The sequence below is a fragment of the Kaistia nematophila genome, assembly GCF_026343855.1.
Taxonomy (GTDB): Bacteria; Pseudomonadota; Alphaproteobacteria; order Rhizobiales; family Kaistiaceae; genus Kaistia; species Kaistia nematophila.
Genome location: NZ_JAPKNK010000001.1, coordinates 806,437 through 828,805, shown reverse-complemented (window position 1 = coordinate 828,805; position 22,369 = coordinate 806,437). Strand labels below are relative to the sequence as shown.

Here is a 22,369-nt window from a genome sequence, read left to right as displayed (position 1 = left end):
ACCCTTGTATGGCGTCCGCAGTCGTCCGGCATCCCGGCTGAACGACCGTGACAGGATTCCGGGTATCGCTCCGACCGACAAGGACACGCTAATGACTTGGACGGACGAACGGGTTGAGTTGCTGAAGAAGCTCTGGACCGACGGCCTGAGCGCAAGCCAGATCGCTTCGGAACTCGGCGGCGTAACGCGTAACGCAGTCATCGGCAAGGTACATCGGCTGAGCCTCTCGGGTCGTGCCAAGCCGGCCGCAGCGCCGGTCGCCCGCCCGCGCAAGCCCGCGTCGACGACCAGTAGCCGCTCTGCAACGACAGGGCGTCCCAATCCCGTCAGGCCGATGGTGGCCGGCAACACGGCCCTGAAGCCTCTCGGCCAGATGGCGCCCGAGCCGCGGCGCGTGCCACGGCCTGTCAGCTCGGACGACGTCGTCGTTCCGATCAGCCTGCACGCCACGATCCTCACGCTCACCGAGCAGACCTGCAAGTGGCCGATCGGCGACCCGAGCACCGAGGATTTCCACTTCTGCGGCCAGCGCTCGAATTCGGGCATTCCCTATTGCGAATATCATTCGCGGGTAGCCTACCAGCCGGTGCATGACCGCCGCCAGAAGAAGGCCGTCGGCGCCTGATCGCGCCAGCCTGACGACGACGGCGTCCGCGCCTTCGTCCCGAAATGCCATTCCGGCCGTGCCGCCCTCCCCCCGAGGCGCACGGCCGTTTCTTTTTGTAGCACTCCCATCCGGGCAGCAAAAAGCCGCGCCGGGAGATACCCGAACGCGGCTTTGCTTGTCTTCAGGCCGCCTCCCGGGGGAAAGGCGGCGATGAAAGGGATTCAGGCGGCGGCGAACTGGTCGTCGAAGGAATAGCCGGAGCCCCGCACGGTGCGGATCGGATCCTTGACGCGGCCGCGGTTCACCGCCTTGCGCAGGCGGCCGATATGGACGTCGACGGTGCGCTCGTCGACATAGACGTCACGGCCCCAAACGCCGTCGAGCAGCTGCTCGCGGGAAAATACGCGGCCGGGGCTCTTCATCAGATATTCGAGCAGGCGGAACTCGGTCGGGCCGAGATGCAGCTCGCGACCCGAACGGCGGACGCGATGCGTCTCGCGGTCGAGCTCGATGTCGCCGGCGCGCAGCAGCGAGGCGATCACCTCCGGGCGCGAACGGCGAAGGATGGCGCGGACGCGCGCCATAAGCTCCGGCACGGAGAACGGCTTGACGACATAGTCGTCGGCGCCGGTGGCGAGGCCGCGGATGCGCTCCTGCTCCTCGCCGCGGGCGGTGAGCATGATCACCGGCAACGTGCGGGTGGCATCGCGGGCACGGAGGCGGCGGCAGAGTTCGATGCCCGAGATCCCGGGCAGCATCCAGTCGAGCAGCAGCAGGTCGGGCACGGTCTCGAGCAGGCGCATCTCGGCATCGTCGCCACGCGGCACCACTTCGACGGCATAACCCTCGGCTTCGAGGTTGTAGCGGAGGAGGAGGCTCAGCGCCTCCTCATCCTCGACGATCATAACGCGCGGCGTCATTCACGAAGATCCTAGCATTCAGGCGTTTGGTCAGTTCTGCTCATAGGCAACGGCGGTCGTGCTGGAATCGTCCTGCTTCGGACGATCCTCGGCCAGAACCTGGCCGGTGACGACATAGTGCACCGTTTCGGCGATGTTGGTGGCGTGGTCGCCGATGCGCTCGATGTTCTTGGCGCAGAACAGGAGATGCGTGCAGAAGGTGATGTTGCGCGGATCTTCCATCATGTAGGTCAGCAGTTCGCGGAAGAGCGACGTGTACATCGCGTCGATCTCTTCGTCGCGCTTCCAGACCTGGTAGGCCTGCTCGACGTCACGCGTGGCGTAGGAGTCGAGCACGTCCTTGAGCTGGGCGAGCGACAGCTGCGCCATGTGCTCGACACCGGTGTTGAAGCGCTTCGACTGGAACTGGCCGTCGAGCGCGATGACGCGCTTGGCGATGTTCTTGGCGAGGTCGCCGATGCGCTCGAGGTCGCTGGCGATGCGCTGGGCGGCGATGACTTCGCGCAGGTCCATCGCCATCGGCTGACGACGCGCAATAATCATGATCGCGCGCTCTTCACATTCGCGCTGCAGCACGTCGAGCTTCTTGTCGTCGGCGATGACGGCGCGCGCCGTATCAGTGTCGAGCCGCATCAGCGAGCCGACGGCGACGTCGACGAGACGCTCCGCCATGCCGCCCATCTCGGCGATCCGGCGGGCAACGTCGTTCAGCTCTTCGTCGTACTTGGAAACGATGTGTTCGGACATGTCGTGCTCCTACCCGTGGCCCGGCTTAGCCGAAGCGACCGGTGATATAGTCCTGGGTGCGCTTGTCGGACGGCGAGGTGAAGATCTTCGTGGTCTCGTCGAATTCGATCAGCTCGCCGAGATACATGAAGGCCGTGTAGTCGGAGACGCGCGCCGCCTGCTGCATGTTGTGGGTGACGATGGCGATCGTGTAGTCGGTCGTCAGCTCGTCGATCAGTTCCTCGATCTTGGCGGTCGAGATCGGATCGAGCGCCGAGCACGGCTCGTCGAACAGCACGACTTCCGGCCGTACCGCGATGGTGCGGGCGATGCAGAGGCGCTGCTGCTGGCCGCCGGAGAGGCTGAGGCCGCTGGAGTGCAGCTTGTCCTTGACCTCGTTCCAGAGGGCGCCGCGCGTCAGCGCCGCCTCGACGCGTCCGTCCATCTCGGAGCGCGAGATGTTCTCGTAGAGGCGGATGCCGAAGGCGATGTTGTCGTAGATCGACATCGGGAACGGCGTCGGCTTCTGGAACACCATGCCGACGCGGGCGCGCAGCATGTTGCGGTCCTGGTCGGGATCGAGGACGTTCTTGCCGTCGAAGATCACCTCGCCCTCGGCGCGCTGGCGCGGATAGAGGTCGTACATGCGGTTCAGCACGCGCAGCAGGGTCGACTTGCCGCAACCCGACGGGCCGATGAAGGCGGTGACCTTCTTCTCGAAGAGCGGCAGGTTGATGGTCTTCAGCGCCAGGCTGTCGCCGTAGAAGAACTTCAGATTGCGGATCGAAATCTTCTCGGCCATGCCGGCCGTGTTCAACGCGGTCTGGGTCATTTGGAAGCCTTGGGGCTGAGGAAGGCGCGGGCGACGATGTTGAGCGCCAGCACGGTAAAGGTGATGAGCAGGGCGCCGGACCAGGCCAGCTTCTGCCAGTCCGGATAGGGCGACAGGGCAAACTGGAAGATGGTGACCGGCAGCGACGACATCGGCGCGTTCAGGTCGGTGCTCCAGAACTGGTTGTTCAGCGCCGTGAAGAGCAGCGGGGCGGTTTCGCCGCTGACGCGGGCGATCGCCAGCAGCACGCCGGTGACGATGCCGGAGAGCGCCGCCTTGTAGGCGACGTGACGGATCATGATCGAGCGCGGCAGGCCGAGCGCGGCGGCGGCTTCACGCAGCTGGTTCGGCACCAGGTTCAGCATGTCCTCGGTGGTGCGGACGACGACCGGGATCACCAGGATCGCAAGCGCCACCATGCCGGCGAAGGCCGAGAAATGGCCCATCTGGACGACGATCACCTCGTAGACGAACAGGCCGATGACGATCGAAGGGGCCGCCAGCAGGATGTCGTTGATGAAGCGGACCACCGTCGTCAGCTTGTTGTGACGGCCGTATTCCGACATGTAGGTGCCGGCCAGGATGCCGATCGGCGTGCCGATGACGACGCCGCCGACGGTCATGACCAGACTGCCCCAGATGGCGTTGAGCAGGCCACCGGCAGAGCCGGGCGGCGGGGTCATCTCGGTGAAGACCGCCAGCGAGAGGCCGCTGAAGCCCTGGTAGAGCAGCGCCAGCAGGATCAGCACGAGGCAGATCAGGCCGAAGCCCGTCGCGGCGAAGGAGAGCGCCAGCAGGATCGCGTTGCCACGACGGCGGCGGCGATAGAGCGCCTGCGCGGCGGGCGTTGTCGCGGCGGAATAGCCGGCCGCGGCGGTGCTGAGAGAGCTTGCCATGGTCGCGCGCCTCAGTTGCCGGCCTTGACGTTCATGCGCATCAGGAGAAGACGCGCCGCCGCCAGGACGATGAAGGTGATGACGAAGAGGATGAGGCCGAGGGCGATCAGCGACGAGGTGTAGAGGTCGCCGACGGCCTCGGTGAATTCATTGGCGATCGAGGCCGAGATGGTCGTGCCCGGCGCCATGATCGAGGCGGAGATCTTGTGCGCGTTGCCGATCACGAAGGTGACCGCCATCGTCTCGCCGAGCGCGCGGCCGAGGCCGAGCATGACGCCGCCGATGACACCGACGCGGGTGTAGGGCAGCACCACCTTGCGCACCACTTCCGAGGTCGTGCAGCCGAGGCCGTAGGTCGCTTCCTTGAGGACCGGCGGCACGGTGTCGAACACGTCGCGGGTGATCGAGGTGATGAAGGGCAGCACCATGATCGCCAGGATGAAGCCGGCGGTCAGCACGCCGATGCCGTAAGGCGGGCCGGCGAACAGGCTGTTCAGCACCGGGATCGGCGCGAAGACGTCGATCAGGAAGGGCTGGATCGTCGTCTGGAAGAAGGGCGCGAAGACGAACAGACCCCAGATGCCGTAGATGATCGAGGGGATGCCGGCGAGCAGTTCGATGGCGACGCCGATCGGACGCTTCAGCCAGGGCGGGCACAGCTCGGTCAGGAAGATGGCGATGCCGATGCCGACGGGAACGGCGATGAGCAGCGCGATGAAGGAGGTGACGATCGTGCCGTAGATGGGCGCGAGCGCGCCGAACTTCTCGGTGACCGGGTTCCAAGACTGGCTGGCGAGGAAGCCGAACCCGAAGGTGGAGAGAGCCGGGATCGACCCGTGGATCAGCGACAGGATCACGCCGCCGAGGAGAAGCAGCACCAGCAGCGCGGCGCCAAGGGTCAGGCCCCGGAACGTCGCGTCCCCGGCCTTGAACCGTCGCATGCGTTTCAGCTTGGCACTATCCATGCCGGCGCTGATCGCGCCTGTCATCGCAGCATCGACCATGTTGTTTTCCCGGTTCCGCATTGGGAGCCAATGTGACTGGAGAAGGTGAAAGAGGGGCCGTGCGCCCCTCCTTCGTACTGTTCAGGCTTAGTTGCCCGCGTAGACCGGCTTGCCGTCGGCGCCGAGGATTTCCTTGGCCCAGGTCGCCTTGACGTTGGCGACGACCGCGTCCGGCAGCGGGATGTAGTGCAGCGCTTCGGCCGCAGCGTCACCCTTGTCGTAAGCCCAGCTGAAGAACTTGAGGGCTTCGGCGACGTCGGCCGGCTTGTCCGGCTTGGCGTAGACGAGGATGAAGGTGGTGGCGGTGATCGGCCAGGAGGTCTCGCCCGGCTCGTTCGTCATGGTGACGTAGTAGCCCGGAGCGTTGTTCCAGTCGACGTTCGAGGCGGCGGCGGCGAAGTTGGCCGCATCCGGAGCGACGGTCTTGCCGTCCTTGTTGACCAGCTTGGCGTAGGTCATGTTGTTCTGGGCGGCGTAGGCGTACTCGACGTAGCCGATCGAGCCCTGGGTCTGGCCGACATTGGCGGCGATGCCCTCGTTGCCCTTGGCGCCGATGCCGACCGGCCATTCGACGGCCGAAGCGGCGCCGATCTCGTCGGCCCAGGTCTTCGAGACCTGCGACAGATAGGTCGTGAACACGAAGCTGGTGCCCGAACCGTCCGAACGGCGGACGACGGCGATCGCCATGTCCGGCAGCTCGACCGAGGGGTTCAGCTTCTTGATGGCTTCATCGTTCCACTTGGCGATCTTGCCCTGGAAGATGTCGGCCAGCGTCTGGCCGTCGAGGGTCAGGTCGCCCGCCTTCAGGCCGGGAACGTTGATGATCGGCACGATGCCGCCGATGACGGTCGGGAACTGGACCAGGCCGGCCTTCTGCAGCTCTTCCGGCTTCAGGGGGGCGTCGGAGGCGCCGAAGGTGACGGTCTTGGCCTTGATCTGCTTGATGCCGCCGCCGGAGCCGATCGACTGGTAGTTCAGGCCGGTACCGGTTTCCTTCTTATAGGTGTCCGCCCACTTGGCGTAGACCGGGTACGGGAAGGTCGCGCCGGCGCCGGAAATGTCCGCTGCCTGGGCCGCGTTGAGGCCGATGGTGGCGGCGAAAAGGCCGGCCGCGAGTGCGATATTCTTGAGTTTCACCTGACGTCTCCCTGACGAGGGTTCCGGGACTTGCGGTTGCTTGCCCCAGCCGTGCGACCGGGACGCGAGCGGACCGTAGTGACCACAGGCGATGGTTCTATGACGATAGCATAACTCTTTTATGACAGTCTAACTGTATGAAATATCTTGCGGAATGCGCCGAGCCGGCGGCTCGTTTCCTGTGAAGGCGACATTGAAGGTGACTGTGAAGGTCGAGCCTTCGCCCGAGCGGCTCTCGATTCCGAGCTTGGCGCGGTGGCGGTTCAGGATGTGCTTGACGATGGCAAGCCCGAGCCCGGTGCCGCGCTGCGCGTGGCTCGCCTGGATGTCGGCGCGGTAGAAGCGCTCGGTCAGGCGCGGCAGATGTTCGGCCGGAATGCCGGCGCCAAAATCGCGCACGGTGACGACCGGGCCGCCGCGGCCGCCCGGCGGCGGCGTCGCCGTCACCAGCACGCGCTCGCCCGATCTTCCGTATTTGCAGCCGTTTTCGATCAAATTCTGGAATACCTGCACCAGCTCGTCGCGATCGCCCGGCACGACCAGCGGCGTCTCCGGCAGGTCGGTCTCGATGGTGACGCCGAGGTCGCGCGCCAGCGGCTCCAGCGCGTCGACGACGCCGCGGATGACGCCGGTCAGGTCGACGGGCGCTTCCGGCCGCATATGCGCCTTCATCTCGATGCGCGACAGCGACAGAAGGTCGTCGATCAGCCGGCTCATGCGCGTCGCCTGGTCGTGCATGATGCCGAGAAAGCGCTCGCGCGCCACCGCGTCGTCGCGCGCCGGGCCCTGCATGGTCTCGATGAAGCCGGAGAGCGAGGCGAGCGGCGTGCGCAGCTCATGGCTGGCATTGGCGACGAAATCGACGCGGATCTTCTCGCTCACCCGCTGCTCCGTCTGGTCGGAGAAGATCAGCACGATGAAGCCGGACTTGTCGTTGCCGCCGGGCTCCAGCGCCGAGAACCAGGCGAGATACCAGCGCTCGGTCGGCCCGCGCTCGAGGAACTGCACCTTCTCGGCCGGGCCGCCGGCGGCGACACGGTCGAAGGCGCCGACAAAATCGGGATTGCGCAGGCGGAAGGTCAAGGGATCGCCGGGGCGCAGGGGAAAGGTCGCCTCTGCGCGCCGGTTGGCATAGCGCACGACGCCGCGACGATCGAGGATGACACAGGGATCCGGCAGCGCATCGGCCATGCGCTTGATGCCGGTTTCCGGCCAGATCGACGGCGGAGGCCGGCTGGTCAGCCGGACGGGGAGCTCGTCGCGGCCGCGAATGAAGATGGCGAAGAAGCCGATGGCGGCGGCGAGCAATATGCCGGCGGCGACCGGACTGATCTCGTTGATCAGCACCAGGAACAGGAGCAGCGCGGTCATGGTCAGGAAGAAGCCGCGCGCCTCGATCAGCCGGGCGACGACGCCGTACCTTGCCTCGCCCGCCGCCTCGGGATCCCCCGCGGTCCGTTCCTTGTCGCTCATTCCGTCTTCCATCCCCAACTCGGCAGGCCACGATAACCATGCCGGCTCAGTATCACATGTCGTACAGGACAAGCTGATGACAGCGTGGCACTGTCAGCACGAAGCGGCTCCTATGTAAGAGATCGGAATCGACATGGCGAATTCAGAGAAGAAGAAGTCCAAGGCAGACGACGCCAAGGCGGATCCGAATCTCCCGGCCGAGCCGAAGAACGGTAAGAAGGCCGACAAGCAGACGGGCAAGAACGGCGACGACAAGGACAAGTCCGGCAAGGATCCGGACGGCGCCGCGAAGGCCGATGGCGGCAAGAACGGCAATGGCAAGGACGGCAACGGCAAGAAGGAGGAGAGCAAGCCGGCGGCGCCGCTGCCGATACAGCTCCAGCCGACCGTCGACGCCGCGCCGATCGAGACCAAGCTCGGCAGCTTCGACCTCGACGATCCCCAGTTGCCGGCCTGGGTCGACGAGAGCGCCTTCCGGTCCGGCGGCTATCCCTATGACAAGTCGCTGAAATCCGACAAATACGAGGAAGAGCTGACGGCGCTGCAGATCGAGCTGGTCAAGCTGCAGCACCACGTCATCGAGAAGGGCCTCAAGGTCGTCATGCTGTTCGAGGGCCGTGACGCCGCCGGCAAGGGCGGCGCCATCTTCGCGCTGCGGCAATATCTCAATCCGCGCAACGCGCGCGACGTCGCCCTGCCGAAGCCCTCCGACACCGAGCGCGGCCAGTGGTATTTCCAGCGCTATGTCGCCGAGCTGCCGACCGCCGGCGAGATCGTCACCTTCGACCGCTCCTGGTACAACCGCGCCGGCGTCGAGACGGTGATGGGCTTCTGTACCCCGGACGAGCGCAAGGTCTTCCTGCAGCAGGCGCCGGTGCTGGAGGCCGGGCTGATCGATTCCGGCACGATCCTGTTCAAGTTCTGGCTCGACATCGGCCAGGAAATGCAGCTGAAGCGGTTCCACGAGCGCCGGCATAACCCGCTCAAGATCTGGAAGCTGTCGCCGATGGACTATGCGGCGCTGGGCAAGTGGAAGGACTATTCGAAGGCGCGCGACTCCATGCTGGAGGCGACGCATACCGACAAGTCGCCCTGGATCATCGCGCTCGCCAACGACAAGCGCCGCGCGCGGCTGAACATCATCCGCTACGTGCTCGGCAAGATCGACTATCCCGGCCGCGACAAGGACATCGTGCGCGAGCCGGATCCGCTGATCCTCGGCAGCGGCCCGCGCTTCCTCAAGAAGGGGTAACCGCCGCGCCGCCCCCCCCGGTCGCGCCGCCACCGCGGCCGGGCGCGCTTGCCGAAGTTTTGCCTTCAGGCGGTGCTATCAACCGTTCGTTCACCCTTTTTCGGTCATCCCGAGCGAATGAGCCAACTTCAAACGGTCCTGCGCCGCTCCGTCGCGCATCTCGACCCGTCGGATCACGACGGTCGGGAACGTACGTTCACCAATGCGCGCGAAGCCATGATCCGGCTGCTGTGGTCCTACGACCCGCCGCTGACGCCCAAGGAAATCGACAGCAAGATCGACGAGTTCGACGCCGTCGTCGCCTCGATCGCGCGCGAAGGCGAGTCCCCGGAAGCCGCCGACGCGGATGGCGACGAGGACGCGGACGAGGCCGGCGCGCCGGCGACGAAAGTCAGTCCAGCCGCCGCGGAAGCGAAGGCGTCGTCCGAGCCGGGCCGCCTTGCCGTGCCAAAATCCGAGATCGTCGCCGCGCCGGCGGCGACCTCCTTCGCGACCAGCCTGGTGCTGCCGCCGCGCGAGCCGGTGCGCAAGCTGGCGCGGTTCGAGCCGCTGTCGCAGATCGGCTCGCCCACGCCCGGCGACGCGGCCCGAGCGAGGGCTACGACGTCGTCGGAAGCGGGACCGCCGAGCCCCGACGCGGCGGTGATCGCCGCGCTCGCCGCGCTCGACAAGGCAGCCGTGACCGACAAGAAGCCGGCCGCGAAGGCGGAACCGGCGAAGATGGCCGATCCGCGCGGCCGCGAGGCGGACGACGAGGTCGGCCTCCTCGACGAGGAAATCGATCCCGCCGAGATTGACGCGCCCGACCTCGACGCGGAGATCGACGACGAGCCCCACGACGACGAGGGCCCGGAAGCGAGCGACGAACCGGACCTCGACGAGCGGGACGACGAGGAAGACGACGCGGACCAGGACCGGCCGGAAACGGCCGAGGAAGTGCTGCGCCTGCACCGCGAACGCTTCGACCGGCGCGATACCGAAGCGGTGGAGGACGAGCACGACACGATCGATGAGGAAGCCGTCGATGACGAGCCGCTCGACGCGGACGAAGCCGATCCCGACGACCGGGACGCGGCCGCCGACGAAGCGGACGAGGATCCGTTCGACGAGGAAGAGCCGCGTCCGACGCTCGGCGAACGCCTGCGCAACCTCACCGACGCGGTCAGCGGCCGGATGGTCGCCATCGTCGCCGGCGTGGTGCTGCTGCTCGTCGCCGGCCTCGGCGGAGCCGCCTTCTTCCTGAACCGCACTCCGGCGCCCGCCGCCACCGCCGAGGGCGCCGGCCCAGCCGCGACGCCGGCGAAGCCAACCGATATCGCCGGCATGATCGCCGCCTCGGAGGACGATCCGAAGAGCCCGGCGCCCGCCACCGCCGAAGCGCGGCCAGCGCCGCAACCGGCGGCCGAGCCCGCCGGCACGCTGGCGCTTGAAACGCTCAACCTGTTCGACGGCCGCGATCCCAGCGTGTTCCAGTCGATGCCGGACAATCCCGTCCGCTTCGAGGGCGACACGCAGGGCGGCTTCGCCCGCGTCTCCTCGTCGATCAACTCGACGGGGTCGCGGATTACCGTTGGTCGCGGCGTCTATGAGCGGCTCTCCGGGCGGACGATCCGCATCGTCGTCGTGGCACGCGCCGCCTCCGGGGCCCCGTCCCATTCGCTACGCTTCGCCTATCAGAACGGCCGCAGCCTGAGCCCCTGGAAGGACGGCGTCATCGGCGCCGACTACGCGCCGCTTTCGACCACCTGGACGGTGCCGAAGGATCGCGGCGGCCCGGAAACCGACGCCGTGCTGATCGAGCCGGGCATCCCCGGCGACGGCACCGCCGCCGACATCAAGTCGGTGCGGATCGAAGTGCTGAAATAGGCAGCCTCACCCCACCCCTCTCCCGCAAGCGGGCGAGGGAGCCGGCCGAGGCCTGACACCGGGACCCGGTCTTTTTGGGATGGCAGACTGCCCCGCCCACCGTCCCATCCTCGCCGTCATGGCTCCAACAGCCCCCCTCGCCGGCATCCCGGCCGGAGACCCGGGATCCATGCGGCGGCGTTGCGAGCCGCTTCCCTGCGAGCGACAGGCCCCTTGTCACCTCTCCCTGAGAGAGGTCGGAGCGAAGCTCCGGGTGAAGGGTTGCGGCCCTGCCGGAGAGTTCCCTACGCCCTCACCCGCCGGCCTGCGGCCGTCGACCTCTCCCCACGGGAGAGGTAAGTTTCGGCGCGCCCTACCCCGCCGAATAGCCCTTCGCCACCAGATAGGCGACGATCTGGTCGGCAAGCGCCTCACTGTCGCCCGACTTCGTATCGAGATGGATGTCGGGCGAAAGCGGCGCCTCATACGGGCTGTCGATGCCGGTGAAGTTCTTGATCAGCCCTTCGCGCGCCTTCTTGTACAGGCCCTTCACGTCGCGCTCCTCGGCAACCGAAAGCGGCGTGTCGACGAAGATCTCGATGAACTCGCCTTCCTGCACCAGGTCGCGCGCCAGCTGGCGCTCGGAGCGGAACGGCGAGATGAACGAGACCAGCACGATCAGGCCGGCATCGACGAAGAGCTTGGCCGTCTCGGCGACGCGGCGGATGTTCTCCACCCGGTCGGCATCGGTGAAGCCGAGGTCGCGGTTCAGACCATGGCGGACATTGTCGCCGTCCAGCAGATAGGTGTGCCGCCCCATCAGGTGCAGCTTCTTCTCGACCAGGTTGGCGATGGTCGATTTTCCCGCGCCCGAAAGGCCGGTGAACCAGAGGATGCCGGGCTTCTGGCCCTTGGCGGCGGAACGGGCCGCCTTGTCGATATCGAGCGCCTGACGGTGGATGTTGGTGGCGCGGCGCAGGCCGAAGCGGATCATGCCCGCCGCCACCGTCTGGTTGGTGAAGCGGTCGATCAGGATGAAGGCGCCGGTGGCGCGATTGTCCTCGTAGGGGTCGAAGGCGATCGGCTCGGCGAGCGACAGATTGGCGAAGCCGATGTCGTTCAGCGCCAGCGTCTTTGCGGCGAGCGGCTTCAGCGTCTCGGCCTCGACGCGGTGCTTCAGCTCGGTGACGGCGGCGCCGACCGTACGGGTGCCGATCTTCATGAGGTAAGGCCGGCCGGGCAGCATCGGCTCCTCGGCCATCCAGATCAGATGGGCGGCGAGCTGGTCGGAAACCTCCGGCCGCGCCTCGGCGGCGACAAGGACGTCGCCGCGCGAAACGTCGATCTCGCGGTCGAGGGTCAGCGTGACGGCTTCGTCGGTGCCGGCGGCGTCGAGATCGCCGTCATGGGTGACGATGCGCTCGACCTTTGCCAGCTGGCCCGAGCGCGCGACCACCAGTTCGTCGCCGGGACGGACCGTGCCGCCGGCGACCGTGCCGGCATAGCCGCGGAAGGTCAGGTCGGGGCGGTTGACCCACTGCACCGGGAAACGGAAAGGCCGGTCGATGCCGGGCTCGAGCTCGACGTTTTCGAGATGCTCGATCAGCGTCGGGCCGCGATACCATTCCATGTTGGGGCTCAGGCCGCTGACATTGTCACCATGGCGGGCCGAGAGCGGAATGGCGACGCGGCTGGCGAAATTGTAGTGCGCGGCGTCCGCGTCAAAGGCGGCGACGATCTTCTCATAGACACCGCGGTCATAGCCGACGAGGTCGATCTTGTTGATCGCCAGCACGACATGGCGGATGCCGAGCAGCGAGGCGATGGTGGCGTGGCGGCGCGTCTGGGTCAGGATCCCCTTGCGCGCATCGATCAGCAGGACGGCGAGGTCCGCCGTCGAGGCGCCGGTCGCCATGTTGCGGGTGTACTGTTCGTGGCCGGGCGTGTCGGCGACGATGAACTTGCGCTTCTCGGTCGCGAAGAAACGGTAGGCGACGTCGATGGTGATGCCCTGCTCGCGCTCGGCCTCGAGGCCGTCGACGAGGAGCGCCAGGTCGATGTCGTCGCCGACCGTGCCGAACTTCTTCGAGTCCTTCTCCAGCGTGACCAGCTGGTCCTCGAACAGCTTCTTGGTGTCGAACAGCAGCCGGCCGATCAGGGTGGACTTGCCGTCGTCGACGCTGCCGCAGGTCAGGAAGCGCAGGATGCCCTTGTCGTCCGACTGCGCGAGGATGCTGGCGGCGCCGTCGTCATTGGCGACCGCCTGGGCGGAAAAAATCTCGGCCATTAGAAATATCCCTCGCGCTTCTTCTTCTCCATCGAACCGGATTCGTCATGGTCGATCAGGCGACCCTGGCGCTCGGATGTGGTGGCGAGGAACATCTCGCGGACGATTTCGGGGAGCGTGTCGGCGTCGGATTCGACCGCCGCCGTCAGCGGGTAGCAGCCGAGCGTGCGGAAGCGGACGCGGCGCCTCTCGGGCACCTCGCCGGGCAGCAGGCGCATGCGCGCGTCGTCTGCCATGATCAGCTGGCCGTTGCGCTCGACCACCGGCCGCTCGGCCGAGAAATAGAGCGGCACGATCGGGATCTGTTCGGCGAGGATGTATTGCCAGATGTCGAGCTCGGTCCAGTTCGACAGCGGGAAGACGCGGATCGTCTCGCCGGGCTGGATGCGGGTGTTGTAGAGCGACCAGAGCTCCGGCCGCTGGTTCTTCGGGTCCCAGCCGTGGTTGGCCGAGCGGAACGAGAAGATGCGCTCCTTGGCGCGGCTCTTCTCCTCGTCGCGGCGGGCGCCGCCGAAGGCCGCGTCATAGCCGCCGGCGTCGAGCGCCTGCTTCAGCGCCTCGGTCTTCATGATCTGGGTGTAGTTGGACGAGCCATGGTCGAACGGATTGATGCCGGCCGCCTTGCCTTCCTGATTGGTGTGGACGCGGAGTTCGAGCCCGAGCCGCTTCACCGTCTCGTCGCGGAACGAGATCATCTCGCGGAACTTCCATGTCGTGTCGACATGCAGCAGCGCGAAGGGCGGCTTGGCGGGATAGAAGGCCTTCATCGCCAGATGCAGCATGACCGACGAATCCTTGCCGATCGAATAGAGCATCACGGGATTTTCGAAATTCGCCACGACCTCGCGCATGATGAAGATCGCCTCGGCTTCGAGGCGGCGGAGATGCGAGGGGGCATGCGGCGATGGGGGGCGTGGCGACATGGTGAACTCCGAACTTGAGCCCGAAACCTAGTCCGCGCCCGCCCCTCGCCTCAAGCACAGCCGTGCCGTAAATCGCCCGCCTTTACCACCATCCGTGCCGTGTTCCGGCGAAATCCCGCAACCTGATTTCAGCCAAGTCGATGGATTTAGTCGTGTTTGGCTAGAGGATTTCCAGGGCGCCGCGCGCCACGAACCACGGATTGGCATAGGCGGAAACGCCCTCGCCGGGTCCCGGACCGTAGCCGAGCGGCGCGCCGTCGATCGTCTCGACGCTGCCGCCGGCGGCGCGCAGCACGGCGTCGCCCGCCGCCGTATCCCACTGCATGGTCGGCCCCATGCGCGGATAGAGATCGGCCTCGCCCGCCGCCATCAGGCAGAATTTCAGAGACGATCCGGCCGAGACCAGCGATGCGCCGGGGAAGCGGGCGATGAAGTCGTCCGTCTCGGGCGTGCGATGCGAGCGGCTGGCGAGAATGCGCGGCGGCGAAGCGGCCGGGTCTGAGACGCGGATAACGCGGCGGCTGGCGATCTCGAAATCGACGACGGAGAAATGCTCGGCGCCCCGGCCGGCGCGGCCGGCATAGAGATCGCCGCGCGCCGGCGCATAGACGAGGCCGAGCACCGGCTCGCCGTCCTGCACGAGGCCGATATTGACGGTGAAATCGCCGTTGCGGCTGATGAACTCGCGCGTGCCGTCGACCGGATCGACCAGGAAGAAGGTGCCGCCCACGGTCGGGATCCGTCCCTCGGCGCAGGATTCTTCCGCCACGACAGGGATCTCCGGCATGAGGCGCGCGAGATCGGCGAGGATGACCATCTCGGCCTCGCGGTCCGCCTCGGTCACCGGCGAGGCGTCGCCCTTCACCGCCACCGCGAAGGCCCCGTCATAAACCTGCATGACGACGCGTCCGGCGGCGAGCGTCGTCGCGATCAGGGCTTCGTAGAGGGCGTCGTCGAGAAGGGGCATCGGGCCTCATGCGGCTTGCGGGATGGATGGCGGGCTGGACCGGCCGCCGCGGCTCTACCCCGCCACGGCCCCGACGACAAGCGCCAATGCGCGTCAAGGTGCGGGAGGCTTCGGCGCGGAATGCTTCGGCGACGGACGAAAGGTTCGTCCATGACCGCGCCGGCGCGAGGCGGTATCCTCGCCGCCATGAGCAATCTCGTCTCCGGCACCACTCTCGCCGAAATCGCCGCGCTGATCGGCGACGTCGCCCGCGCCAACATGCTGTCGGCCCTGATGGACGGCCGGGCGCTTTCGGCCGGCGAACTCGCCTTCCATGCCGGCGTCGGCGCCCCGACCACCAGCGGCCATCTCGCCAAGCTGACCGAGGCGAAGATCCTCGCCGTCGAGAAACAGGGCCGCCATCGCTACTACCGGCTGGCGACGCCCGCCGTGGCTGAAGCTCTGGAGGCGCTGATGTCGCTTGTCGCCGAGGGGCCGAAGCGGTACCGGCCGACCGGGCCGCGCGACGAGGCGATGCGGGCGGCGCGGACCTGCTACGACCATCTCGCCGGCCGGCTCGGCGTCGCCATCGCCGACGGCCTGGTGGCGCGCGACCTCGTGCGTCTCTCCGACGGCGCCGGGCTGGTGACGCCCGAGGGCGACCGCTTCCTGTGCGATTTCGGCATCGACCTGAGCCGCCGCCCCGGCAGGGGGCGGGAAGCCGGGGGCCGGCCGCTCTGCCGAACCTGCCTCGACTGGAGCGAGCGCCGTCCCCATCTCGCCGGCCGCCTCGGCGCGGCGCTCTGCGACCACCTGCTGCGGAAGGGTTGGATCGAGCGGGTGAAGGACAGCCGCGCCATCGCCGTCACGCCGACGGGCTCGGCCGGCTTCGCCGCGGTGTTCGGCTTCGTGCCGGAATGATTTCTCTCGTCTGCGCGCATCTGGCGTGGGCCGGGCGGAAGCCGGGCGTCGCGGGGCCTTCACCTCTCCCGGAGGGAGGTGAAGAGGGCAACCGGCCCGCGCTCCTCGACATCCTCATAGGAGTTCTCCGCGCTGACCCCACCCTCGCCGTCATCCCGGGCGGAGACCCGGGATCCATTCAGCCGGGTTGCCTCTCCAGCGAAGGCCCCGAGCACCCCGGATGCATGGATCCCTGCTTTCGCAGGGATGACGGAGCCGGGACTCCCGCCGGCAACGCCGCGGCGATCCGCAAGGCGACCACGGCGGCGATCCCGGCCGGGCGCTACGGCAAGCCCGAGGAAGTCGCGGCGCTCGCCGCTTCCTCGCCTCCGACGACGCCAGCACCATCCATGGCGGCATCCTCACCGTCGATGTTGGCTTGTCCGGAGCCCGATCGCGGCGCAGGCGAGCCCTGAAATGGCAAACGGGCGCCCAGGGGGCGCCCGTTCCTTTTCTCGATTCGCGGCTCGCAGAAGCCGGCTTACTTCAGGCCGGCCGCGTCGGTGACGGCATGGGTCCAGGCGCCGGTCGGCTCCTTGGTGATGACGGGCGCTTCGCCGCCGGCCGACAGCAGCGTCTTCACCGTACGGGTGTAGTCGGCCTCGTCGAGCTTGCCGTTGCTGCCCTCGGTCAGCTTGTTGACCTCGCCCATCATGAACTTCTGGTGGGCTTCGGTCTGCGCGCCGGTCTCGTCGTTCTCGAGCACGATCTTGGCGGCCTCGTCGGTGTTGGCGCGGGCATAGTCCCAGCCCTTCATCGAGGCGCGGACGAACTTCGCCATCTTCTCGACGAAGGCCGGATCCTTCAGCTTGTCTTCCATGACATAGAGGCCATCTTCCAGCGTCGCGACGCCCTGGTCCTCATACTTGAAGACGATCAGCTCGCTCTCCGGAATACCGGCGTCCAGCACCTGGCCGAACTCGTTGTAGGTCATGGTCGAGATGCAGTCGGCCTGCTTCTGGATCAGCGGGTCGACGTTGAAGCCCTGCTTCAGCACGGTGACGCCGTTCGGACCGCCCTCGGTCGAAAGGCCGAGCTTCGCCATCCAGGCGAGGAACGGATATTCGTTGCCGTAGAACCAGACGCCGAGCGTCTTGCCCTTGAAGTCGTCCGGCGACTTGATGCCGGTATCCTTGCGGCAGGTCAGCATCATGCCCGACTTCTTGTAGGGCTGGGCGATGTTGACGAGCGGCACGCCCTTTTCACGCGAAGCCAGCGCCGCCGGCATCCAGGTGGTGATGATGTCGGCGCCGCCGCCGGCGATCACCTGCTCGGGGGCGATGTCGGGGCCGCCCGGCTTGATCGTGACGTCGAGGCCTTCCGCCTCGTAGAAGCCCTTCTCCTTGGCGACGTAATAGCCGGCGAACTGGGCCTGCGTGACCCACTTCAGCTGCAGCGTCACCGGATCGGCCGCATGGGCCGAGACGCTGGTCATGAGCCCCGCGGCGATGGCGAGCGCTCCAATCATAAGCTTCTTCATTGACCCCTCCAGGTTCTGTTCGTTGTCGTCCTTCGAGGATGTCGCCCTTTCCCTGGCGAGATCCCCCAACCTTGCCCGTCCGCGCCCTTTGACGCGGACGGTAGATACAGATCTCGCCCGTCCTCAGGCGCGGAAGGACGGATGCCAGAACGTCGAGGCGCGCTCGATGAGCGCGATCACCCCGTAGAAGACGGAGCCGGCGAGCGCCGCCACCGCGATTTCCGCCCACACCATGTCGATGTTCATGCGCCCGACTTCGGTGGAGATACGGAAGCCCATGCCCACGATCGGCGTGCCGAAGAACTCGGCGACGATGGCTGCGATCAGGGCCAGTGTAGAATTGATCTTGAGTGCATTGAATATGAACGGCAGCGCCTCGGGAAGCCGGAGCTTGAAGAGAGACTGCCAATAATTCGCGGCATAGGTGCGCATCAGGTCGCGCTGCATCGGCTGCGAGGCGGCGAGACCGGTGACGGTGTTGACCAGCATCGGGAAGAAGGTGGCGACCACCACCACCGCCGCCTTGGACGGCCAGTCGAAGCCGAACCACATCACCATGATCGGGGCGATGCCGATGATCGGCAGCGCCGAGACCAGATTGCCGACCGGCAGCAGGCCGCGCTGCAGGAAGGGAATGCGGTCGACCAGGATGGCGACGAGGAAGCCGGAGCCGCAGCCGATGACATAGCCGGCGATCACCGCCTTCAGGAAGGTCTGGCGGAAATCGGCGGCGAGGATCGGGATCGACGAGACGAGCTTCGCCCAGATCGCCGAGGGCGGCGGGATCAGCACGCTCGGCACCTGGAAGGCGACGACGATCACCTGCCAGAAGATCAGCAGCCAGGCGCCGAAGAGGAGCGGCACCAGAAGCTTCAGCCCGAAACCGGCCGGACCGGCGCGCGGCTTGATGGCGGCGAGCTGCGACACCAGCGCCCAGGCGAGCAGCCAGGACGTGAAGAGCAGCGCCCAGAAACCGGGGCCGGTGTGGCCGGCAAGGCCGGGCAGCAGGTCGAGCGCCGCCCAAGCGCCGGCGCTGGAGGCGAAGGCGAGCAGGATGGCGGTGAGCGCGCTCTTCTCCGCCCGGACGGAGGCATAGGCGGCGACCGCGAGCGCCAGGATGACGATCCAGCCCGGGACGCCCTCGCGCGGCAGCAGCCGCCAGGCATCGGCGGCATCGAGCGGCAGGGCGACGGCGGCGAACAGGCCGAGGAAGGCGATCCAGGGCTGCAGATGTCCACGCGAACTCATCTTGCCATCCCCATCCGCTTGAGGACGATGCGGTTGGCGAAGCCGACGATCGCGACCAGCACGGCCGCGAGGATCGACGCCGCCAGCAGCGCCGCCCAGATCTGTACCGTCTGCCCGTAATAGGAGCCGGCCAGAAGGCGGGCGCCAAGCCCGGCCGAAGCGCCGGTCGGCAGTTCGCCGACGATGGCGCCGACGAGGCTGATGGCGATGGCGATCTGCATCGAGGTGAAGAGAAAAGGCAGCGACGCCGGGAAGCGCAGCTTCCAGAACGCCTGCCAGCCGGAGGCCGAATAGGTCCGCATCAGGTCGAGATGCATCAGTTCGGGCGAGCGCAGCCCCTTCACCATGCCGACCGTGACCGGGAAGAACGACAGGTAGGTCGAGATCATCGCCTTGGCGAGGAAGCGCGACGTGTCGGTCGAGAGACCGAGCTTGCCGTTCATCAAATTGTAGCCGACGACGACGATCATCGGCGCGATGGCGACGATCGGGATCGTCTGCGAGGCGACGACCCAGGGCATCAGGCTCTTGTCGAGGCTCGAGACATGCACGATGCCGATGGCGAGCAGCAGGCCGAGCAGCGTGCCGATGCCGAAGCCGGCGAGCGTCGCCGAGAGCGTCACCCAGCCGTGATAGACGAGGCTGCGCTTCGAGGTGACCGGCTGGTCGACCGTGCTCTTCCAGAGCTCGGTCGCAACCTGGTGCGGCGCCGGCAGCAGCGGCCGGTCCATCGAGAAGGTCGCCTCGGCGAGCTGGCTGATGGTCGGCTCGACCTTCTGACGGGCGAAGGCGTCGCGCGCGAGCTGGGCGTTCAGGAAGAAGGCGCCGACATACCAGATGACGAGGATGGCAAGGACGACCACCGTCACCGGAAAGATCTGACCCGGCTTCTTCAGCGAGCGCGGTCGGGCGGGAATGGCGAGCGTGGTCATGCTGCCCTCCCCGTGCCATATCTTCCGCAGGCGGAAGGCGACGCCAGTGGAGGGGAAACGAAATGAGCGCGACGACCAAAGAGACGAGCAGGCCGACATGCCGGATCATCCGGCCGAACGAGAGCTACGCCGGCAAGCAGGGCTTCGACTACATCGAGGGGATCACGGCGGAGTCGGTCGGCTCGACCGGCATCTGCATGAACCTCCTGACCATCCCGCCCGGCGGCCGCGCCAGCGCCCACAAGCATGAGCATCACGAGACGGCGATCTACATGATCGCCGGCGAGGCCGACACCTGGTATGGGGAGCGGCTGGAGCACCATGTCGTCGTCAAGGCCGGCGAGATGTTCTACATCCCCGCCGACATGCCGCATCTGCCCGCCAATCGCGGCACAGAACCCTGCGTCGCGATCATCGCCCGCACCGATCCGAACGAGCAGGAAAGCGTCGTCCTGCTGCCGGAGCTCGAAAGCCTGGTGCCGCGCTGACGCAAGGCTAACGGAGGGTTTACACGCAAGAGGCGTGTTAACCCTCGCACGGCGACGGCGGCGCGCTTCAGTCCTCATAGGAGTGTCCCGCCCTCAGGCCGTTGCGGACGCGGGCGGCGACCTCCAGGAATTCCGGCGTCTCGCGGATGTCGAGCGTGCGGTCGCGCGGAAAGCCGCAATCGATCACGTCGGTGACGCGGCCCGGCCGCGGCGACATCACGACGATCTTGGTCGAGAGGAAGACGGCCTCCGGGATCGAATGGGTGACGAAGACGACGGTCTTCTGCGTCTTGGCCCAGAGCTTCAGGAGCTGTTCGTTCAGGTGGTCGCGGACGATTTCGTCAAGCGCGCCAAAGGGTTCGTCCATGAGCAGCAGCTCGGGCTCGACCGCAAGCGCACGGGCGATCGAGGCACGCTGCTGCATGCCGCCGGAAAGCTGCCAAGGATATTTCTTCTCGAAGCCGGCGAGATTGACCAGCGCCAGATTGTCGGCGATCCGCCGCTCGCGCTCGGCCTTGGGCAATCCCATGATCTCGAGCGGCAGCGCGACGTTCCTGGCGATCGTCCGCCAGGGATAAAGCGCTGCAGCCTGAAACACATAGCCATAGGCGCGGGCGAGCCGCGCCTCCTCCGGCGAGACGCGGTTGACGGTGATCGACCCGCCGGTCGGCTGCTCGAGATCGGCGATGACCCGGAGCAGCGTGGTCTTGCCGCAACCCGAAGGACCGATGAAGGAGACGAAATCGCCCCGCTTCACGTCCAGGTCGATGTTGGACAGCGCCTGAACCGGCCCGTCATTCGTCTCGAAAGTGAGCGAAAGCCCACGAATATCGATGACGGATGCGGCGTTCGCGGCGTTTTGCTGACCGTCGGCTCTTTCCTCGAAAGGCTTGAACACGGCGCTCATCCCGCCCTCAAACGCCGATCGGCATATGCTCGGGCGAGCGGTTGACCGCGCGCGGCGCCGTCACTTCCTTCCACTTCGACAGCGCCGCGTTGACGGCCGGGAACGGCTTGCGCCGGATGAACTTGCCGCGGCCGGGCTGCGGCTGCGAGTTCTGGCCATCGGCCCAGACGATCTCGCCGCGCGACAGCGTGTAACGCGGCAGTCCGTTGACCTGGAATCCCTCGAAGACATTGTAATCGATGATGGATTTCTGGTTGGCGGCGGAAATCGTCTTCGAGAGCTTCGGATCCCAGACGACGAGGTCGGCATCCGATCCTGGCAGGATCGCGCCCTTCTGCGGGTAGATGTTGAGGATCTGCGCGATGTTGGTCGAGGTCGCGGCGACGAACTCGTTCGGCGTCAGCCGGCCGGTCTCGACTCCCTTGGTCCAGAGCACGGAGAGCCGGTCCTCGACACCGCCGGTGCCGTTCGGGATCTTGGCGAAATTGCCGAGGCCGAAGCGCTTCTGCTCGGTGGTGAAGGCGCAATGGTCGGTGGCGACCACCTGCAGCGAACCGGCCGCGAGACCGGCCCAGAGGCTGTCCTGGTGCAGCTTGTTGCGGAAGGGCGGCGACATCACGCGCCTCGCCGCATAATCCCAGTCGCGGTTGAAATATTCGCTCTCGTCCAGCGTCAGGTGCTGGATCAGCGGCTCGCCATAGACGCGCATGCCCTTCTGCCGGGCCCGGCGGATCGCCTCGTGGCTCTGCTCGCAGGAGACATGGACGATATAGACCGGCACGCCGGCGGCGTCGGCGATCATGATGGCGCGGTTGGTCGCCTCGCCCTCGACTTCCGGCGGCCGCGAGAAGGCGTGGCCCTCCGGCCCGGTCGTGCCTTCGGCGAGATATTTCTGCTGCAGGGCCGCGACGATGTCGCCGTTCTCGGCGTGCACCAGCGGCAGCGCACCGAGCGCGGCGCAGCGCTGGAACGACGCGAACATCTCGTCGTCGTTCACCATCAGCGCGCCCTTGTAGGCCATGAAGTGCTTGAAGGTGTTGATGCCGCGGTCGACCACCTTGGCCATGTCGTCGAAATGCTTCTCCGACCAGCCGGTGACGCACATGTGGTAGGAATAGTCGGACGAGGCTTGGCGCGTGGCGCGGCCTTCCCATTCCTCCAGCGCGGCCAGCATACCGGCCTCGCCGGGAATGACGAAATCGACCACAGTCGTGGTGCCGCCGGAAAGGGCGGCGAAAGTGCCGCTTTCCCAGGTCTCGGCCGCCGTCGTGCCCATGAAGGGCATTTCCAGATGGGTGTGCGGGTCGATGCCGCCGGGGATGATGTAGGCGCCCGACGCATCGACGACCGTGTCGCCGGCGAGGTCCGGCCCGATCGCCTTGATGGTCTCGCCTTCGATGAGGATGTCAGCCTCGTAGCTGCGGTCCGCCGCTACGATGGTTCCGCCCTTGATTACCGTCGACATGGTGAAATTCCCTCTGGTCTCGTGGCCGGCTTTGCCAGCCC

At 66.8% G+C, this 22,369-nt stretch carries 20 protein-coding genes; 5 read left to right on the top strand and 15 right to left on the bottom strand.

Annotation, left to right across the window (positions count from 1 at the left end):
• Positions 1-91: 91 nt before the first annotated feature.
• Entirely contained in the window at positions 92-625 is a 534-nt protein-coding gene (locus OSH07_RS03750) for a GcrA family cell cycle regulator (protein WP_266337250.1), read from the top strand.
• Between the two features lie 203 nt (positions 626-828).
• On the opposite strand, the gene phoB is transcribed toward OSH07_RS03750, so the two are convergent.
• The 7 genes from phoB to OSH07_RS03715 all read right to left on the bottom strand — a co-directional run bounded on the left by phoB (position 829) and on the right by OSH07_RS03715 (position 7,595).
• Positions 829-1,527, bottom strand: a complete 699-nt coding sequence (gene phoB / locus OSH07_RS03745) for a phosphate regulon transcriptional regulator PhoB (protein WP_266337249.1) — start codon at positions 1,525-1,527, stop codon at positions 829-831.
• 30 nt (positions 1,528-1,557) lie between these two features.
• Positions 1,558-2,274 (bottom strand): phosphate signaling complex protein PhoU, encoded by a 717-nt coding sequence (gene phoU, locus OSH07_RS03740; protein ID WP_266337248.1) that lies wholly within the window; start codon positions 2,272-2,274, stop codon positions 1,558-1,560.
• A 25-nt stretch (positions 2,275-2,299) separates the two neighbouring features.
• Positions 2,300-3,085 carry a phosphate ABC transporter ATP-binding protein PstB gene (gene pstB / locus OSH07_RS03735; protein ID WP_266337247.1) on the bottom strand — a complete coding sequence of 262 codons (786 nt, stop codon included), beginning with the start codon at positions 3,083-3,085 and terminating at the stop codon, positions 2,300-2,302.
• Entirely contained in the window at positions 3,082-3,981 is a 900-nt protein-coding gene (gene pstA, locus OSH07_RS03730; protein WP_266337246.1) for a phosphate ABC transporter permease PstA, read from the bottom strand. Before pstA ends, pstB begins: the two co-directional genes overlap by 4 nt.
• 11 nt (positions 3,982-3,992) lie before the next feature.
• Positions 3,993-4,985, bottom strand: coding sequence for a phosphate ABC transporter permease subunit PstC (gene pstC / locus OSH07_RS03725; protein ID WP_420909587.1), 993 nt, complete (start codon positions 4,983-4,985; stop codon positions 3,993-3,995).
• 87 nt (positions 4,986-5,072) lie between these two features.
• Positions 5,073-6,122, bottom strand: coding sequence for a phosphate ABC transporter substrate-binding protein PstS (gene pstS, locus OSH07_RS03720; protein ID WP_266337245.1), 1,050 nt, complete (start codon positions 6,120-6,122; stop codon positions 5,073-5,075).
• 129 nt (positions 6,123-6,251) lie between these two features.
• Positions 6,252-7,595 (bottom strand): ATP-binding protein, encoded by a 1,344-nt coding sequence (locus tag OSH07_RS03715; protein WP_266337244.1) that lies wholly within the window; start codon positions 7,593-7,595, stop codon positions 6,252-6,254.
• 370 nt (positions 7,596-7,965) lie between these two features.
• Here OSH07_RS03715 and ppk2 point away from each other — a divergent pair, with 370 nt between their 5' ends.
• Positions 7,966-8,847, top strand: a complete 882-nt coding sequence (gene ppk2 / locus OSH07_RS03710) for a polyphosphate kinase 2 (RefSeq protein ID WP_420909596.1) — start codon at positions 7,966-7,968, stop codon at positions 8,845-8,847.
• 117 nt (positions 8,848-8,964) lie between these two features.
• The gene (locus OSH07_RS03705; protein ID WP_266337243.1) at positions 8,965-10,713 is read left to right on the top strand and encodes a flagellar basal body-associated FliL family protein; all 1,749 of its coding nucleotides are present in this window, start codon (positions 8,965-8,967) and stop codon (positions 10,711-10,713) included.
• A gap of 352 nt (positions 10,714-11,065) precedes the next feature.
• Here OSH07_RS03705 and cysN read toward each other — a convergent pair whose 3' ends face one another.
• The 3 genes from cysN to cysQ form a co-directional block, all read right to left on the bottom strand.
• Positions 11,066-12,979 carry a sulfate adenylyltransferase subunit CysN gene (gene cysN, locus OSH07_RS03700; protein WP_266337242.1) on the bottom strand — a complete coding sequence of 638 codons (1,914 nt, stop codon included), beginning with the start codon at positions 12,977-12,979 and terminating at the stop codon, positions 11,066-11,068.
• A complete protein-coding gene (cysD, locus tag OSH07_RS03695; RefSeq protein ID WP_266337241.1) occupies positions 12,979-13,902 on the bottom strand; it encodes a sulfate adenylyltransferase subunit CysD in 924 nt (307 codons plus the stop codon). Before cysD ends, cysN begins: the two co-directional genes overlap by 1 nt.
• A 160-nt stretch (positions 13,903-14,062) precedes the next feature.
• Positions 14,063-14,869, bottom strand: a complete 807-nt coding sequence (gene cysQ, locus OSH07_RS03690) for a 3'(2'),5'-bisphosphate nucleotidase CysQ (protein WP_266337240.1) — start codon at positions 14,867-14,869, stop codon at positions 14,063-14,065.
• A 150-nt stretch (positions 14,870-15,019) separates the two neighbouring features.
• On the opposite strand from cysQ, the gene OSH07_RS03685 reads away from it, so the two are divergent.
• Positions 15,020-15,769, top strand: a complete 750-nt coding sequence (locus OSH07_RS03685; protein ID WP_266337239.1) for an ArsR/SmtB family transcription factor — start codon at positions 15,020-15,022, stop codon at positions 15,767-15,769.
• A gap of 520 nt (positions 15,770-16,289) precedes the next feature.
• On the opposite strand, the gene OSH07_RS03680 is transcribed toward OSH07_RS03685, so the two are convergent.
• The 3 genes from OSH07_RS03680 to OSH07_RS03670 all read right to left on the bottom strand — a co-directional run bounded on the left by OSH07_RS03680 (position 16,290) and on the right by OSH07_RS03670 (position 19,468).
• The gene (locus tag OSH07_RS03680; RefSeq protein ID WP_266337238.1) at positions 16,290-17,288 is read right to left on the bottom strand and encodes an ABC transporter substrate-binding protein; all 999 of its coding nucleotides are present in this window, start codon (positions 17,286-17,288) and stop codon (positions 16,290-16,292) included.
• A 123-nt stretch (positions 17,289-17,411) separates the two neighbouring features.
• Positions 17,412-18,536, bottom strand: coding sequence for an ABC transporter permease (locus tag OSH07_RS03675; RefSeq protein ID WP_266337237.1), 1,125 nt, complete (start codon positions 18,534-18,536; stop codon positions 17,412-17,414).
• Positions 18,533-19,468, bottom strand: a complete 936-nt coding sequence (locus OSH07_RS03670) for an ABC transporter permease (RefSeq protein WP_266337236.1) — start codon at positions 19,466-19,468, stop codon at positions 18,533-18,535. Before OSH07_RS03670 ends, OSH07_RS03675 begins: the two co-directional genes overlap by 4 nt.
• Positions 19,469-19,530: 62 nt before the next feature.
• Between OSH07_RS03670 and OSH07_RS03665 the strand changes: the two genes are divergently transcribed.
• On the top strand, positions 19,531-19,956 hold the full coding sequence (locus OSH07_RS03665; RefSeq protein WP_266337235.1) for a cupin domain-containing protein: 426 nt from the start codon (positions 19,531-19,533) through the stop codon (positions 19,954-19,956).
• Between the two features lie 67 nt (positions 19,957-20,023).
• Here the strand turns inward: OSH07_RS03665 and OSH07_RS03660 are convergent, their stop codons facing one another.
• A complete protein-coding gene (locus tag OSH07_RS03660; RefSeq protein ID WP_266337234.1) occupies positions 20,024-20,863 on the bottom strand; it encodes an ABC transporter ATP-binding protein in 840 nt (279 codons plus the stop codon).
• A 7-nt stretch (positions 20,864-20,870) separates the two neighbouring features.
• Positions 20,871-22,328, bottom strand: coding sequence for a dihydropyrimidinase (gene hydA, locus OSH07_RS03655; RefSeq protein ID WP_266337233.1), 1,458 nt, complete (start codon positions 22,326-22,328; stop codon positions 20,871-20,873).
• Positions 22,329-22,369 lie beyond the last annotated feature (41 nt).